Annotated in this window: 23 protein-coding genes and 1 tRNA gene; 6 read left to right on the forward strand and 18 right to left on the reverse strand. The window is 49.2% G+C overall.

Annotation, left to right across the window (positions count from 1 at the left end):
• Positions 1 to 60 precede the first annotated feature (60 nt).
• Positions 61 to 1,275, forward strand: a complete 1,215-nt coding sequence (locus tag SYC_RS03960) for a glutathione S-transferase family protein (RefSeq protein ID WP_011243077.1) — start codon at positions 61 to 63, stop codon at positions 1,273 to 1,275.
• Here SYC_RS03960 and SYC_RS03965 read toward each other — a convergent pair.
• The 9 genes from SYC_RS03965 to SYC_RS03995 form a co-directional block, all read right to left on the reverse strand.
• Positions 1,272 to 2,762: a bifunctional metallophosphatase/5'-nucleotidase gene (locus SYC_RS03965; protein ID WP_234701797.1), complete on the reverse strand. Its 1,491-nt coding sequence runs from the start codon at positions 2,760 to 2,762 to the stop codon at positions 1,272 to 1,274. The two genes, SYC_RS03960 and SYC_RS03965, sit on opposite strands and share 4 nt — an antisense overlap.
• A gap of 24 nt (positions 2,763 to 2,786) precedes the next feature.
• Positions 2,787 to 3,689 (reverse strand): hypothetical protein, encoded by a 903-nt coding sequence (locus SYC_RS03970; RefSeq protein ID WP_011377718.1) that lies wholly within the window; start codon positions 3,687 to 3,689, stop codon positions 2,787 to 2,789.
• A gap of 47 nt (positions 3,690 to 3,736) precedes the next feature.
• Entirely contained in the window at positions 3,737 to 4,393 is a 657-nt protein-coding gene (locus SYC_RS03975; RefSeq protein ID WP_011377717.1) for a Coq4 family protein, read from the reverse strand.
• Between the two features lie 74 nt (positions 4,394 to 4,467).
• Positions 4,468 to 4,665: a hypothetical protein gene (locus SYC_RS13760; protein ID WP_126146781.1), complete on the reverse strand. Its 198-nt coding sequence runs from the start codon at positions 4,663 to 4,665 to the stop codon at positions 4,468 to 4,470.
• A 262-nt stretch (positions 4,666 to 4,927) separates the two neighbouring features.
• A tRNA-Leu gene (locus tag SYC_RS13770) sits at positions 4,928 to 5,010 on the reverse strand.
• Positions 5,011 to 5,067: 57 nt separating this feature from the next.
• Positions 5,068 to 5,502 carry a Rho termination factor N-terminal domain-containing protein gene (locus SYC_RS03985; protein ID WP_011377716.1) on the reverse strand — a complete coding sequence of 145 codons (435 nt, stop codon included), beginning with the start codon at positions 5,500 to 5,502 and terminating at the stop codon, positions 5,068 to 5,070.
• A gap of 158 nt (positions 5,503 to 5,660) precedes the next feature.
• On the reverse strand, positions 5,661 to 5,867 hold the full coding sequence (locus SYC_RS13535; protein WP_039755816.1) for an IS1/IS1595 family N-terminal zinc-binding domain-containing protein: 207 nt from the start codon (positions 5,865 to 5,867) through the stop codon (positions 5,661 to 5,663).
• Between the two features lie 10 nt (positions 5,868 to 5,877).
• A complete protein-coding gene (locus SYC_RS03990; RefSeq protein WP_011243082.1) occupies positions 5,878 to 6,525 on the reverse strand; it encodes a BRO family protein in 648 nt (215 codons plus the stop codon).
• A gap of 62 nt (positions 6,526 to 6,587) precedes the next feature.
• Positions 6,588 to 6,866: a hypothetical protein gene (locus tag SYC_RS03995; protein WP_039755818.1), complete on the reverse strand. Its 279-nt coding sequence runs from the start codon at positions 6,864 to 6,866 to the stop codon at positions 6,588 to 6,590.
• Between the two features lie 143 nt (positions 6,867 to 7,009).
• Here SYC_RS03995 and SYC_RS13540 point away from each other — a divergent pair, with 143 nt between their 5' ends.
• The 5 genes from SYC_RS13540 (at position 7,010) to SYC_RS04020 (ending at position 10,136) form a co-directional block, all read left to right on the forward strand.
• The gene (locus SYC_RS13540) at positions 7,010 to 7,228 is read left to right on the forward strand and encodes a helix-turn-helix domain-containing protein (protein WP_071818112.1); all 219 of its coding nucleotides are present in this window, start codon (positions 7,010 to 7,012) and stop codon (positions 7,226 to 7,228) included.
• 121 nt (positions 7,229 to 7,349) lie between these two features.
• Positions 7,350 to 7,559 (forward strand): helix-turn-helix domain-containing protein, encoded by a 210-nt coding sequence (locus SYC_RS04000; RefSeq protein WP_234701798.1) that lies wholly within the window; start codon positions 7,350 to 7,352, stop codon positions 7,557 to 7,559.
• Positions 7,528 to 7,926: a helix-turn-helix domain-containing protein gene (locus tag SYC_RS04005; protein ID WP_011243084.1), complete on the forward strand. Its 399-nt coding sequence runs from the start codon at positions 7,528 to 7,530 to the stop codon at positions 7,924 to 7,926. Before SYC_RS04000 ends, SYC_RS04005 begins: the two co-directional genes overlap by 32 nt.
• 427 nt (positions 7,927 to 8,353) lie before the next feature.
• A complete protein-coding gene (locus SYC_RS04010; RefSeq protein WP_011243085.1) occupies positions 8,354 to 8,905 on the forward strand; it encodes a Panacea domain-containing protein in 552 nt (183 codons plus the stop codon).
• A 502-nt stretch (positions 8,906 to 9,407) separates the two neighbouring features.
• Positions 9,408 to 10,136, forward strand: a complete 729-nt coding sequence (locus SYC_RS04020) for a hypothetical protein (RefSeq protein WP_011243086.1) — start codon at positions 9,408 to 9,410, stop codon at positions 10,134 to 10,136.
• 357 nt (positions 10,137 to 10,493) lie between these two features.
• Here SYC_RS04020 and SYC_RS14215 read toward each other — a convergent pair whose 3' ends face one another.
• The 9 genes from SYC_RS14215 to SYC_RS04045 form a co-directional block, all read right to left on the reverse strand.
• Positions 10,494 to 10,757, reverse strand: coding sequence for a restriction endonuclease (locus tag SYC_RS14215; protein WP_081422172.1), 264 nt, complete (start codon positions 10,755 to 10,757; stop codon positions 10,494 to 10,496).
• Between the two features lie 206 nt (positions 10,758 to 10,963).
• Positions 10,964 to 11,461, reverse strand: a complete 498-nt coding sequence (locus SYC_RS13775; protein WP_155813882.1) for a hypothetical protein — start codon at positions 11,459 to 11,461, stop codon at positions 10,964 to 10,966.
• A 199-nt stretch (positions 11,462 to 11,660) separates the two neighbouring features.
• On the reverse strand, positions 11,661 to 12,344 hold the full coding sequence (locus tag SYC_RS04025) for a hypothetical protein (RefSeq protein ID WP_011243088.1): 684 nt from the start codon (positions 12,342 to 12,344) through the stop codon (positions 11,661 to 11,663).
• Between the two features lie 192 nt (positions 12,345 to 12,536).
• Positions 12,537 to 12,959 (reverse strand): DUF488 domain-containing protein, encoded by a 423-nt coding sequence (locus SYC_RS13550; RefSeq protein WP_011377710.1) that lies wholly within the window; start codon positions 12,957 to 12,959, stop codon positions 12,537 to 12,539.
• 1 nt (position 12,960) lies between these two features.
• On the reverse strand, positions 12,961 to 13,776 hold the full coding sequence (locus SYC_RS04030; protein WP_049749325.1) for a hypothetical protein: 816 nt from the start codon (positions 13,774 to 13,776) through the stop codon (positions 12,961 to 12,963).
• A gap of 271 nt (positions 13,777 to 14,047) precedes the next feature.
• On the reverse strand, positions 14,048 to 14,512 hold the full coding sequence (locus SYC_RS04035) for a glycoside hydrolase family protein (RefSeq protein WP_011243089.1): 465 nt from the start codon (positions 14,510 to 14,512) through the stop codon (positions 14,048 to 14,050).
• Entirely contained in the window at positions 14,509 to 14,685 is a 177-nt protein-coding gene (locus SYC_RS13780; protein ID WP_155813884.1) for a hypothetical protein, read from the reverse strand. The genes SYC_RS04035 and SYC_RS13780 overlap by 4 nt, the downstream gene beginning before the upstream one ends.
• A 29-nt stretch (positions 14,686 to 14,714) precedes the next feature.
• Positions 14,715 to 14,909, reverse strand: a complete 195-nt coding sequence (locus tag SYC_RS04040; protein ID WP_039755822.1) for a hypothetical protein — start codon at positions 14,907 to 14,909, stop codon at positions 14,715 to 14,717.
• Positions 14,909 to 15,487, reverse strand: a complete 579-nt coding sequence (locus SYC_RS04045; protein ID WP_011243090.1) for a D-Ala-D-Ala carboxypeptidase family metallohydrolase — start codon at positions 15,485 to 15,487, stop codon at positions 14,909 to 14,911. Before SYC_RS04045 ends, SYC_RS04040 begins: the two co-directional genes overlap by 1 nt.
• Positions 15,488 to 15,536: the final 49 nt, after the last annotated feature.

Consider the following 15,536-nt stretch of genomic DNA (forward strand, 5'->3'; position numbering starts at 1 on the left):
CAATGAGCAAGGGACAGCAGACTTCGCAAGAATGGGAACTATTCTGGTTTCCCTCTCGCTATGAGTTCTTTTGCCCTCAGTTGGTCTGAGCTGGCTACTTTGACCGATTTCAACCCCGATCGCGTCAATGGCCCCACCAATGCCCAGAGCACCCTACGACTGTTTGGGCAGCCGGAGTCGGCAGTGCGCGTTACCCTCTATCGCGATCACCATGCTTGGTGTCCCTATTGCCAAAAGGTCTGGCTTTGGCTGGAGGAGAAACAAATTCCCTACCGCATCGCCAAGGTGACGATGTTCTGCTACGGCGAGAAAGAGACCTGGTACAAGCGCAAAGTCCCCTCGGGGATGCTGCCAGCATTAGAACTCGATGGCCGAATCATTACGGAAAGCGATGACATTCTGCTGGCGCTGGAGTCTACTTTTGGACCACTGATGCATAGCCTGCTGGATCGGACCGTTTTACCCCTGCGCCGACTGGAGCGGGAACTCTTTCGGGCTTGGTGTGGCTGGCTTTGCTATCCCTCGCGATCGCCCCAACAGGATCAGCAAGGGCGCACTGCCTTTCAAGCGGTAGTTGATCGTGTTGAAGCAGCTCTGGCGAGTACCCCCGGCCCTTACTTCCTTGAGTGCTTTGGGGTGACGGATGTGATTTTCACGCCCTACGTCGAGCGGATGAACGCCAGCCTTTTCTACTACAAGGGCTATTCCCTGCGCGAGATCAACCCACGCCTCAGCGACTGGTTTGAGGCGATGGAAAGCCGCGAAACCTATCGGGGCACCCAGAGCGACTTCCATACCCACGCCCACGATTTGCCGCCGCAAATGGGCGGGTGCTACGCCAACACCGATCCACAAACGGCGGTATGCCAAGCCCGTGTGGATCAAGGCCCTTGGTTTGGGTTGCCCGATGTGACTTATCCTGAGCCGCCCACGGCTCGCCAAGAAGCCCTACAACGGGTGTTGCGCCACAAAGACACGCTAATCCGCCTGAACCCACTAGAGGCTGAGGTCTTCGATCCGGCTCTCCGCGCTGCGCTCACCACGCTAATAACCGGCCAAGTTTGTCCGCCACCGGCTGGCTCTGATCGAGGACTGCGCTATCTGCGCGATCGCATCAGCGTGCCTCGTGATATGTCGATCTATGCGGCCAAACACTTGCGGGAAGCCTTGGAGGCAACAGCACAACTAGCGGGCGATCGCCAAGGACCAGCGATTTCCATGCGCGATCGCCGTGACCAAGATCCTGCCCGCTTTGCCAGTGCAACCGCTTGTTAACGCTGAGCCTGGAGCTGCGCAATCACGGCAAACCGCACATCCTGTCCCCGTTGCAGCGACCGTAGGCCCGGATTCTGCTCGGTCAGGAACCCGAGTCCTTTCTCCTGTCCTGTCAGCAGATAGTCGGCGATCGCGACGCGATACCAGCGATCGGGCCGCAGGGGCTGACCTTGGATTTGCCAGCCCCGATCGCTCCGCTGCACGCCATCGGTTTGCAGGAAGCCGCCACTGCCCCGATTTTTGAGTCCCTGTTCTAAAACCCGTTGCAGCAGCTCACCTCGCATTTCTACCGAGGCGATCGCCCCCCCAAAGGGCAGCATTCGAATCACGTCGTACTGACTAATCGGCCCCGATGGCAATACATCATCAATCCGAATTGCGCCGCTGTTATAAATCGCTAGCTCAGCTGTCGGTACTGCCCGCAGATAACTTTTAGCAATCAAGCGTGTCAGTGCTGTTGATTCGTTACGGACAGAACTTTCTAGCCCATCCAGCGGTTCGGTGGTACGCCCCACGATCGCACTGGGGTCAAAGCCTTGGGCACGGAAGCCGGTGAATCCTTTTTCCAGCCAAGTCTGCACAACAGCAGCTGTTGTCGGATCTTCAGGAATCACTGGCGTGATCGGCACGAGTTGCGAACTGATCTGTAGATCGCGACGATCGCTGTCGTAGGTCAGCCGATGCACGTAGACGGTGCGGGCGTTGGCATCAGCCTTGAAGATTGGCGTGAAGTCATCGCCCACCCACTGCTGGATATTTTCATGCTCGTGCCCACCCAAAATCAGGTCCAAAGCCGGTAGCGATCGCGCCAGTCGTTGGTCCTGTGAGAGATTCAAATGAGTCAGCCCAATAAACAAATCAGTGTTGGACTGACGCTGCTGGATCTGTTGTTGCAGGGTCTTCAGCGGATCGCCGTAGCGGACGTAGGGAGCTTGGTTGCTATCGATCGTTACCCCTAAAACCGAGACTTTCAGCGGCGGGCAAACGGGCTTTTGGCAATCGGTCGCCTGCACCTGAAATTGGTAGTCCGTTTGGGTGTTGGGGAACAAGCGACCCTGAGCATCGAGCACGTTACCCGTTACCAACGCGAACTTCTGCTCCTGCAATCGCTGGCGCAACTGGGCTTCAGAAATATCAAATTCATGGTTGCCAAAGGTCGCTAAGTCCAGGCCCATTGCATTCAGAACAGCAACCATTTGTTGCCCAGCCAAGCGATCGCCGTTGACCTTCGCTGTTCCCAAGGCAGAAGGACTGAGGTAGTCGCCTGCCAACATCGACCAAGTCTGCGGATTCTCTGCCTTCAGTTGCTTCAGCAAGGTCGCAACCCGCGCTAAACCGCCGCTCCGTCCACCCTGTACTGGCGTAATTTCGTAGACGTCATTCAGCTGCAGAATCTGAAAGCGGTAGATCTCTGCTGCCGCCGGCCCCATCCAGCCCAGCCCCAGTGCTACCCCGATCGCCAGCGATCGCCCCAGTCGCATCCCCATTTCCTTTGTTCTGCTCCCACTCATTCACGGACTCGAGGCTAGATAGCCGTTACGCTCCAGAAAAGCACGCAGGGCTTCTGGGAAGTTGCGGTAGCGCACTTCTTTCCCCTTACAGCGACCTTGATCGTCGTAAGTCCCTAGGCATTCTTCCAGCCCCCACTCGGAGGGTTCATAGCGAGATTCCACCAAGGCCCAAGCCTGAGGGAATTTGCCCAAGATGGCTTGAGTCGCGGCATAGCCCGCGAGAAGACCGTTGCTATCTGGCGATCGCGGCGGGGTCTCCTGAATTGCCTTGAGCATCCGCTCAGCAGCTTCTTCATGTAGACGACGGAACTGAGGCTGCTGCGAGACATTGATGAACTTGCCGTTCTGCAATTGCCAGACCTGCACGGGTGGGGAGCTACCGGCATAGGAGCTGAATTGATAAAGAAAGCGATTGTCGACATCCACAAATTCCGATTGCCCATCGCCATCAACATCAACGAGGGGATGAGGCCCCCCGTCAAAGCTGCCCAAAGCCAGCGATCGCCACTGTTTACCGCTGGGATCGCTACTGATCACTTCCACCTGATTGCAGCAGTGTGCTCCACCGGTGTAGTGCGAGATGATCACTTCTGGATAGGGATTGCTGGCGTCCATCTCAGCAATTTCCACCAGCGTGTCCATGCCTGGCAGATCAGGACGGAGAGCACGAAAAACAGTTTTGCCACTAACTTGCACTGTCACAACAGGCGGTGGGGGATCACCATCCGGCGTGGTGCTGCGTGGAACATTGATGCTGACACTGACAGGATTCACCGTGAGCAGCTGTTCGCCGGGACCGCTACTTGAATTGAAGTTCAGCGTAGTGGCGGCTTGAGCGATCGCTGCACCATTACCACCCAAAAAGCTCAGGGCAAGCAGCCAAGCGCTGAGGTTTATTCGCATCTCCCACACCCCAATGAGCCTACCGATTCTGCCGCGATCGCCCTGCCCTAATCCGCAATTTGCAACTGCTGACGAACCTCAGCTACAGGCAGCGCCCAGAAATGATCCCAGCGCTGCGCCAGCAACAGTTGTGGCGAATGGCGCCCCCGCCGAAAAGCATCGGAAATCGCATCAACCAAGGCTGGGATGCGATCGGGCTGAGCCACCGAGGTGCGCAACAACCCCATACTGACCACAACCACGCTGAAGGGAATCGGCAGTTGTCCCATCAGAAAGGCTTGCAGGGCTACTTCACCCCGAGGATCAGTCCCCAACCCCGTCGCGATGTGGTGAAAATCGTGGGTGGTTCGCCAGAGTCGCTTGAAATAGCTCAGGTCATCATCGCCTTCAACCGGCGCAATTTGGATGACGTAGTCGGGGTCAAAGCCATTGCCGACCAGCATCTCCGCATAGACTCGACCAAAACTACCCTCGGGGAGTTGCAGCAAGCTCGACAAGTTGAGTTCGGGCAGCACCCAGCGCTCCTCGAACAACTGGCCGGCAGCAGGATCATTGCGCAGCGCCTCAACCGTCAAGCGACCATATTCACCGGCCTCTAAGGCATCCTCAGCCGTGAAGAGACGACGGACGTCAAAGTCAGCCTCAAACAGACTTTGCAAGGCCGAAAATCCTTGTAATTGCTGTTCAAGCTGGGTGTCGATCATCACAAAAACTCCTGCAGTATTCGAGGCTCGCTGCATCAGAGGCTGCAGCCCGATCGCTTCAGATGAATCGAGGCTTAGCTGTCTTCGGCATTCGGCGGCTGGTGAGGCGACAGTGCGGGCAGGCGATAGCACTGTTCAAGGTAACGCTGCCGATAGCAACGCCAGTAGTGAACAGGATTGAGAATAGCTCTGCGATCGCGCTGAAAAAGTGGCTGAGAAAGATAGTCCTTCCACGGAAATGCCAAGCTCCAGCCGGTAGTAGGCGAGAACATCAGACCGGCCCCCAGAAGAATGCAATAGAAATACTCTTGGCTCCAGTGTGCCCCGCGATTTTGGCCCCTACGACATATGCAACAGTGCTTCATTTAAGCCAGCAAGTACCCTAAACGCTAGCCATCCCAGGGCGCGATCGCGACGCCAGTACAATCCACTGAGGTGAAGCGGCGATCTGACACAAACCCATGAAGGGCGATCGCGTCGGTAGACAGCAAAAAGCCGCTCTAGGGCTGACCCAAAGCGGCTTTCGTTTTGTGATGGGCAAGGTGGGACTCGAACCCACACACTATCGCTAGCGGCAGATTTTGAGTCTGGATAGTCCGCACCTTAAACCCTTGCTCAGCAATTATTCTTGGGCGATGTTCAGGTCAGTGGACTAAAAAGGGGCGGATAGTGGACTAGCTCAGCGCTGCCAGAAGGTCAGCTTTCCGCATGCGGCTCCAGTTCGGAATCTGGCGCTGCTGAGCGATCGCCTTCAGCTCGCGGATGGTCATCGAAGCGCAGACAGTCGGGATGTTTGCATCGACAGCAGCGGTGTGCGTCTGAACCATGTAGACCGTCAGTGCCCAAGGCTCGATCGCAGCGCGTAGTGCGGGGGCCTCTTCGCCCAGTTGCTCAGCCACGAATCGGCGGAAGCCGTACTCAGCGATCGCGACGCGGTGTGCCAGGTGAGTGTTGTACCAGCGGCGAGCGATGCGACCGGCCACGATGGTGCGCCCTGCCCAGCGTCCGAGGTGACGGCCAGCGACGGGAGCGTACTCAGCGATGACTGCGCAGGCCAGCATCAGCATCAGCTGGGCGAGGCCTGCGGTATGGGTGAATGTATTTTTCATGGTGTGAATCTCGGGAATGTGTAGAGCGGCGATCGCGGAATGTGTAGAGCGTCGCGACCGACTTCCATATAATAACAACAGGTTTTGTCTACCGTCAACAAGATTCCTTGGATCTCGTCGGCAAGGACAGACAAGCCCCGCCGAGGCAGGGCTAGTGATCACTGCTGCTGGCGCTTCTTGGCTCGCCAGCGCCGCTGTCGCTCGGTAGCAGTGAGTGGGCGATCGCCGAGGGTCGGCCTGCCAGCACTGCCTCCGGTGAAGGATCGCCTGCAGGATTTGCAGCGCCAGCGCTGGCGACCATCCTCGCTGTGGCCGTAGCGAATCACGTCGCAGCTACTGCAGTTCGGGCAGGGTGGGCAGGTCATGGTGCAGTCCTCAGGGTTTCAGGCAGCGATCGAGGAGCAGCTCTTTGGTGCTGAGCAGCCAGTTGCAGAGTGTGTCTGCCTGTTTGGCGAGACTGCGATCGCGGCTGAGTCGGTTGATCTGCGACAGCGCATAGATCGCCTGCACCATCCCAAACTGGAAGTCGCTCAGGAGTTCAGCATCGGTCTTTGCTGCCGGATTGGACTGCGTGAAGCGGCCACTTTCGTCGCGGTTCCGATGCCAGTCAGCGGGCGCTGTCGTCTTGCGCCGGAGTGGCACAGGCTGCGAGGTGGGCAGCGCTGCAGTGGGCAGGGCTTTTTGATCGCGCTCCTCGGACTCGCGAATCCTCAGGTAGAAATACTCTTGGGCAGCAGCCACTGAGCGCTTTCTTGGGTCGGAGTTCATCGCCACGAGGTATGCCGCCAAGCGCGATAGCCTGTAGTCCTCTCTCGGGCGTCCGCCTGTTTTGAACTTTGTTATCGTGCGGCTGAAGTGATCTGCTACATGCTTCCCACGGCGCTGGCATGAGATGATCGCGCGATCAATGGCGTTGGTGAAATGCTGCCAGTGCGGGTAATCCAGAAAACCCATCAGCTCGCGCCCATTCCAGAACTCTTGGCCGTTCTCGACGTGGCGAATGCTGTCAAACGGTGAAGTCATTGTTCAGTTATCCAGAAAATTGGTGATTGGGCTGTGTCGCTAGATCCGAACGGTTCGGGAAATTAGCCGATGCAGACGTAGACGCCGCGTGAGCGAACTAATGCGTAAGTGGTGCCGTGTCGGTCTTCGTAGGTCTTCGGCGCTTCGTCGATCGGATAAGCGCGGCCTTGGCAATAGACGACACGGCAGTACAGCTCACTGGCTGGCAAGGGCTGATGGCAATGCGGGCAGGTCTCCCAGCGATGAAGCGCTGGCAACAGCGGGCCAGCTTCCGGAAATTCGTGCGCGGTTCGGTAAGCCGCCTGATGGGCAGCCTTGTCGATGTCGAATGAAGGATTCATGATTGTTGTGTTCGAAAGGACAAGAAAGGCGGCTTGCTTACCAGGCGGGGTCGCCTTTCTTCTATGCCTAGAGTTACAGCACCATATGCTGCTGTCAATATGCAGGGCTGATAAAATTTGAGGTACCAAGAGAGGAGAGGTCGATGAAAGTGCGTTGTAAGCTACCGGAGCTAATCCGAGATGCAGGCTTAACACAAGGAAGAGTGGCAACAGAAGCAGGGCTGAGCCCCGTGACTGTGAGTAAGCTGTGTCGTCAACACTTCAGCCAGATAGACGTTGAAACGGTTTACAAGCTATGCCGCTTCTTCCAGCTCAAATCAATTGATGACCTGTTAGAAATTGAGCGTAGCGAGCCTTCTTGAGTTTCCTCGCTTGACCGCGAAAACTCCTCCCAGCCTGCGTTTTCCGTTTCTCTTCTTGCTATGAAACCGCTTTTAGCGTTATCAAAAGCCGATGAAAGTGCGTTGCTACCTAAGAGAACTGATGGAAGAGCGAGGGCTTGATCAGAAGTCCTTGGCGATCGCAGCTGGCTTAGGCGTAACGACCGTGAGCCGCCTTTACAAGAACCGGTTTGACCGCGTGGACGTGACGACACTGACAAAGCTGTGCAAGTTCTTCCAGCTCAAGTCAGTTAACGAACTTTTAGATATCGAAGTAGAAGATGAAGATCCGAGGTCTCAAGACCCTTGGTAGAGTTTTTATTGACGCCAATAAAAAGCCTCTGACCTTTTTGGCGACCCCGCCGAAAAACCCTCCCAGCCTGCGTTTTCCGTTTCTATTTCTGTTAGTAAATACCCTTATGAAAAATTACGCTGTGCCAAACATTGCGGCGCTTAGGAAGCGCACTGGGCTGAGCCAAACGCAGCTGGCTAACATCGTTGGCGTTGACCCTGTGACAATCCGCAACTGGGAAAGAGGGCGATCGGGCCTTGACTGGTTTGTGAAGCTCGCCAAGTTGTGCGAAGCACTTGACTGCTCTCCTCGTGACTTAGTCAAGGATCCGGACAGTGAATCAAAAAAGGTGCCACGGACAGTTAATGAGCTTTTTGCAAGCTTCTAAAACTTTTTACGGGACGTGCCTGAAAAGCTCTCCCAGCCTACGTTTTCCGTTTCACTTCTCATCACAAAAGCAAAGCCCCAAGTGTAGACCGAGGGGCTTTTTTGTTAGATGAGGTGCTTTCAAATCGCTTTCTAGTGTTTTTATGACTACTAAAGCACTACATATAGTGTCTATTGTGTGATGTAATTCGCCTTGCTAACGAAAAGTGGAAAGCTTCGATAGTATGAAGTCGGAGCTTGTTAAGTCTCGCTTGGGGCGAAGGTATGCCGTATCTACCTGGAACAGGTCAAAACATAGAACGAATGGACGCCTGTTGAGTTATCAAATTCGTGCGCTGAAATCAGTATAAGTCAAGAAAAATAGAACTTCTATAACAAGCTAATCCTATGTTAGGTCTGCGGGAGTAGGACGTCTGAGGGAATTTCACATGGCTCTGGAATCAAGGGACAAATTAAAATCATTGGTTCACTACATTTGTAGTAAACGATCAGGTTCTCCGAGCCTGGGCTCAACCAAGCTGAATAAGATTCTTTGGTTTCTCGATAGTATTGTTTACCGACAAACAGGAAAACCAATTACAGGTGCAAAATACAAAAAACTTCAACATGGTCCAGTACCAGTAGATATTCTTGCGATCCAAAAGGAATTGGAATCAGAAGGTAAGATATCTGTTAGTTATGACAGGTCTTACGGATTTGGATTCCGCACAACAATATATACTTCTTTGCAAGAGCCCGACAAAAGCTTGCTTGAAGAAGACGAACTCAAATTTGTAGATATTGTCATTTCACGGATCTGCGACGGCCACACAGCCAGATCCATCAGCGAGCATTCGCATGACGTTATCTGGGAGGCTGCCGCCATGGGTGAGGAGATACCTCTTGAGGCAGTTTTAGCGTCAGAGGAAGCTCCACTAGAGCCTGAAGATATAGATTGGGCTCGTGGCGTCATCCGAAAACGGAAAGAAGGAATTGCTTAATGCAAGGCGGGTCATGGTTTGCCAAGTCAATCATAGAGTCCGAAGAAACGATAAGAGTAAAGGATTATGCGTCTAGTGAATTTTGGCGCTTTGATTCAGCCTGGAACGGTATTACTTGGCGACTTGCAAGACAAGCTCATTTGATGGGGACGGAGATTGGCGGATACAGGGTATATAAATTCCCTGGAATTGACGCAGGCGGTGAATCTGTCCCATCCATGGTCTTGGTCTTTGAAGTCCGGGAGGATGAAGTAGAGATAATTGATTTGCGGATAGGCCCCCCTGTCGCTGACACCTACGAGCTGGATTGGTAGTAGCAATCTACTGATAATTCAAGAGATCACCTAGCCTTTTGATAGTTTAGGATAACCCAGCCGAAAAGCCTGCCCCATCATCGTTTTCCATTTCTATTCAGGCTGCCAATTCACTTGTTAGAAGTTAAATGTTGTGCTTCTGACAAACCTCAATACGTGGTTTACACACACAATTTTAGGTTCTGATCATGCTGACAGATAATCATGAGGCTTTTTTCTCACCATCTAATAACCAAACAATTTGGCGCTATATGGACTTCACAAAGTTCATTAGTTTACTTGAAACCCAAAAGCTTTTCTTTGCTAGGTTAGACCAGTTTGAGGATCCCTACGAAGGCACTTGGTCAAATGCAGGCATTCAAGTTCTTCGAAACCAAGTACAAATTGGTGCTTTCTCAAATAATGCTGCTGAACAATTAATCAATTTTCAGGATATTCAGAGGAAAATAATGTTTATCAGTTGTTGGCATGCCAATGAGTTTGAATCAGCAGCAATGTGGAAACTCTATCTAAATAGCAATGAAGGTGTTGCTATTAAAACTGATTACAATACACTCGCAATCAGCCTAGAAAGTGCACCACTAAAAGCGGGGATATCAATGGTGAGATATATTGATTATGACAATGAAGTAATTCCATTCAATAACATTTTTTATCCCATTACTCACAAAAGACGTAGTTTTGCCCATGAAAAAGAGCTTAGGGCAATTATGTGGACGCCAGAAGCCATTCAAGATCCAGACAAGATACTAAATTCAGTTACTGTTGATATCTTGCCGTCTCAACTTATACAGTCTGTATATGTATCACCAACCGCACCTAGGTGGTTTGGTGAGTTAGTCGACAATGTGGCTCGCCGTTATAGTCTAGAAGTTCCTGTTATTCACTCAGATCTCTATAACCGACCTGTTTTCTAAACTGCTAAGTCTTTCAACCTATCAGAAGAGATATTAATTTTGTTCTTTTTGAAGATACTCTTCCCGACTAGGTAATAATGACATTGGGAGTTGAACTTCTTACTAGTTGCTGTAATTACTAGATATCTTAGCTACTTAACTAAAAAGTTTTAGTAACGATAGAATTCTAAGGTTTTACTTGTAATTTTGCATAAAATAAAGTTTGGATCTTCCAGAACAAAAAACTTACCAAACACTAGATGCTGTTCTGACAGACAGATATTTCTGATTAAGTATTTCGTAAAAATTACCTCTTTTATTAATAATTTTATCTAGTTCTTTAGCATCAAAGGTTATCACAACTATTTTATCCTTAACCTAGGCATTACGAATGATTTGTTTTGCATCTTTCGTGATGCCATTTGTAGCAAAAAAAATTCCAATATTAGCGTCAACATCCCGCATTTTGGAGCAGAAAGTTCTTAACTCACATGCACCTACTGTTTTTTGCCAATTTTTACATTCAACGATTAGTAAATAAGAAAATTCAAAGAAAAGAGTAGCTTCAATTCGTTTTACGGTAAAGTCTAAATCTATTTCTCCTGTTTCACACCTCCTTCTTTTACTATTAAGCTTTAGAATAAGGAGATTCTAGAAAATTATGAGCTAGCTCCTCAAGAACTAAACCAAGGTCATCATCTTCTCTTGGTTTATTTACTCTTGACAGTAAATCAGTAAGCAAATCTCTAGACTTATTAATTTTCTCATCTAATACTATCTCAGGGGTACAGCTTCAACTTATCAAAGAGAGTTAAATCTTGGTGTGAGTTATCTCCCACTCTAGCCTCCTAAATCCGAGTTAAGACAATCTGATTATCTTGCAATTCTCGTGATTTAGAATCTTGATCTAACTCAAAAGTTTCATTAAATGAGTAGGTTAAAAATATATTTTTCTCGGAAACTTCAAACTCGTGAGAACAATGACTGCATTTATTCTCTTCATTCAAAGGTATATCTCTATAACTAGAGTAAACTTCTATGGTTTCCTGACAATTTGGGCAGACAAGTTCAAATTGTTCTGTGAGGTACCCTAATCTCACTAACCTTGAAATAGTCTCTATCCATTTTCCTTCATCTAAGCTAAAGCCAAGTGTTTGATAGATTCGTGGGTTAAATCTTTTTCCATATCCATGGCTGCGAATAGCATGAATAAGTGATTGAATAACATTTTCATCTGACGTGGTTACATCTGACTTTAAGCCTAATTTTTTCAATGATGGTAAAAACTTTATTTTGTGCACAATTGAAAAGACATACTCAATAAGCTCTTCAGGAACATCACTCATAAACCATATATTCCCTTGGCTACTAATATGCAAAGAAGACTCGATTATTTTTCTCGAATAAGAAGTATAGAGAAACTCTAGACGGGTTTCTCTTAAGTCCCCTTGAGCAAAATAATTTGTATATTCTTCAGATGCATCTAAGTCATCTAAATCAGGAGAGGCAGAGACATAGATTGTATCAATATCTCCACCAAATCTCTTATATTTTGTAGCTTTTGATTTCCCATTGAGTTCGTTGTTTTAAAAGCAAAATATCTTGATTAGTAAAAGTCATAGGTTCTATTTCTATGCCGAGCAACAATGACATCGAGTTGTACAGCATTTCACTTTCGCGAATACTAGCTCTTGTCTCGACAACAAAAGTTGTATCTAGAAGCCTAATGTAAGAATTTAAGCGCTTAGTAGGAATAACTATGCGTCTTTCATAATTATCTTCGATTTCATATTTTTTCCCAGCACAAACAAATTCAAGACGCAATAAATTTCCACTGATCCATTCAGCACTGTTAAAGGCAGGCTTTTGAGTAAGTTGAGGCCTTATTTCGTTCTTGAATGGATCAGCTGAGTTTCTATCTTGAATGATCTTGCTGAGCTCATTTCTAGATAGTATTCTCCTCTCTAGGGGTATACCCCAGCAAACTGAAACTCTACCTGCAAATTTATAAGATTGAATCAGTTTAATAATGCTATTGATGTCAATAGCATTTTGGTCAAGAAGTATTTGTACTTCATTGATAAGAGCATCTTTTGTAGTATGTTTTGGCAGATCTTGCCCACCATCGGCATCACCCAATAATTCTTGAAGGGCTTTAACAGGAACATACTTATCTAGCTCCTGAAGAAGGGGAAAGAATCCTAAGTTATTGGAAGACTGCTCTTTCATGCCGAGGCAATTAATTCAAAAGGTAATATCATTAATCCTGTTGGCCTTATTTTAGCCTAAACATACCCAAAGTGAGCTGCTCAGAATTAAAGTAAAGTAATACTTATAGATTTATTGAGATTTAAGACAACTTAGGCAAAATAAGTAATAGTCAGTAGTCTAGAAGAATAAAAAATTATCTCAAGAACAATCTTACTTGAGATGCTTAACTGAAGCACTAGTCAACTCTTGTAACTTAGATGCCACTTCCACTCTATGACATCTTGAGAAATCCATCTCTGCACAGAGCAATAAAATGTTTCCAGTCTCAAGCATCTCAGCAACTTCGCATAAGGTTTGCTTAGCTGCTTCAGGTTCAGGTGGAATCCAATGACTACTACCTGACAAATTACCTAGCGATGACTTAGAAACATATTGAATATTTTCAGAGGTGCAAAGCTTTTGAAGAGCATCTCCGTACCACATTCTAGACCAGGCACGTGGCTTCAATCTTACATCGACTACACAGGTGACACTAAATTCTCTAAGACAAGAAAGAAAAGCATCATAATTTTTTCGGTTTCCGTAACCGAAGGTCAGCACTGTCTTGCTTTCAGAAGTTGCTAAATCAGGCATTTTACAAGTCCAGTAAGCTCAGAGTTTGTACATCAGTTTCTCGGGAGTTTTTTGGAGGGTAAAATATTCCTATAATCATAAAAACTTTGCAATGCTGTTTGAGATTACCTACTATAAAATAAATATCTTTTTTAGACAAGAACTCATTTTCTAGCTTCTCTCTAACCTTGGATAAGGATTCTAATTCTCTTCCCTCTAGACTGGAAGCATTAGATTTATCTCGACACTTTCTATAAAGTTCGCAGATCTCCCAGTCGCTTATTGAGTACGAACGTTTTTTGTTATCTACTTCAGTAAATTGGTAGCCAAACTGGTAAGGTATTTTCTCTAGATTCAACGAAGGCTCGAACAAATCACCCTGATCTTGAATAGCTCTTTGCTTTGGGCTCCACTCACGTTCAGTTTCTCTGCAAAAATATTTTTCTATACTTCTGGGCTTAATTATGCCTAAAGATTTTCCTTGTGCTTGTATTTCAGCGATAGATCTGAATTGCAAAGGTAATACAAAAGACTTACGCTCTTCCCAGTTATTTTTGGTTCCTATGTGCCTGACTACATCTATTGAAGTATCATTAATCCGATAACTTTCTTCTCGATAGTCTTTCTCATTTCTTTCGACTTCTGCACTAATAATCGACCATCTCTTATAACGCTTGTCGAAGTCTAGATTTCGAAATCTCACTGGATAAATTCGAATCCACTGGACGGGTTTTTCATTGGCATCCAGAAGAATTCCTGCAGTACAAACAGTTTCCTTATACTTGGTACTAATAGATGGATAGGTTTTAGTTGCAATTAGGATCTTTCGTCTTTCCATCTACGTCATGAATCACATATTTTTAGCTAAGCCACCATAATACTTTCTCTTGAGTCTTTGTTAAAAAGCAAAATATGACCTTTTCATCTCAGATCAATGAATACATGAGAGTTAAACACTATCTGTAGTGGCCAAGTAGTTTTGATAGCCACTATCTTGTGTTTCTTATCGAGAGAATTAATCTCACTTCTCAGCTAACTGTTGCCTCGGCTCCTCTCAAAACACCCCCAGCCGCTGTCTGCACCTATTGAGCGATCGCACCAATCAAGCCCTAGGCAAACGGGTCTTGATTACTGCCCATCATGCGGCTGAGACGTCGGGCACGCTCACCCACCTGGTCAGCCCAGAGGCTGTTCAGCATCTCATCAGCTGCCTCGGCGTAGCGTCCGGCCTCAATGTGGCCTAGGGTCTTACGGAAGCGAAGCAGGCCGTCGATACCCAGATTAATTGCCATGTCGATCAGCACTCGCTGACGCACCCACGAAAGCTGTCTAACCCAAGGCAGGCGCGACTCAAGCTGTCGCATTGCGTGGTCGATGTCGCTCACCAGCAGCAACCGCGCTTCAGCCTCACTGATGCCGCGGTCGTCCAGATTGCGACCGATGCCAATCGTCAGCCTGCCCGCCGTGCAGCGGTACGGCTTCAGCCGCAAGCCCTCATGCAAGGTCAACTGCCGAATCAGGTCGACACGCTCGCCGGTAAGTTGGTCTGCAATCGTGCGGATGCGGTCACTCATTTCTTCGCTCTTGCGCCAAGGAACCCTGCCGCAAACTCAACCGCTCGATAGACCCCACCCAGCACCTGATTATCCTTAGGCGTTGGGGTCAAATTCACAATCACCAGCGCGGCCGCATGGACGTACAGAAATACCGTGAAAATCTCATCCTTGTGCTGGAGGATTTGAGACATGGAGTTTGTGAAAAATCAACACCCCAATTCTAATTACCCCCATCATCCTTGTCTTGGCTTCGAGGGGTCATCAGAGCAAACAGCGACGAGACGTAGATCATCGTCAGCTCAGCGAAGCGCGGCCGAAGCTCCTTGTCCTGGTAGGCCATGACGCTGAAGGCGATGAACAGCAGCGTTGCCAGCCCAGCCAGCACATTGAACCGCTGCCGATCATCGCTGCTCATCAGTAGTCCCAAACCCCTTTCGGCCCGTCGTCGAGGTGCACGAACCGGCGACCAGCTTTGATGCCGCGACCCACGCCGCCGTTCCAGTTCTGCTCGCACCACTGTTCGAACTCAAGCGGATTGAACTGGAGTGGGGACACATCAGCCGCGCCGCCAGTCAGGTGATAGCTGTCGTCAACACCACCAACCCGAGCGTTAGTCACCGGGTCGCGGAACCAAGACGTGACACCCAGCGGGCCGAACTGCTTACGGAGTACGTCGAGCCGTGCAGCCAGCTTCACGATCCGCCGCTTGTTCTCAGCAGTCACCCGCTGCCTACGGAAGTCATCGAACTGGAACACCTCGCCCACCGTGAAGTGCTCAGAAACGCGAGCATCCCACTCACTCCACTGAACCGTCTCAGCCGTGAGTGGTTGCGCGTTCGCCGTGCGGTAGGTCTTGACCCACTCGGCACTGTCCCGCATGGCAGCGTCGGGAATCACACCCGCCAACATATAGGCAGCCCGGCGATGGTTAGGGTTGTTGGGGTCGAAGTGGATGAAGAAATCGAGGAACTTATCAGCCGTAATGGTGCTCATTGGGCAGTCTTCAACTCCAAGTCCCTAACGCGCCGTTCCAGCTCCACAA

The organism is Synechococcus elongatus PCC 6301, from assembly GCF_000010065.1.
Lineage (GTDB): Bacteria > Cyanobacteriota > Cyanobacteriia > Synechococcales > Synechococcaceae > Synechococcus > Synechococcus elongatus.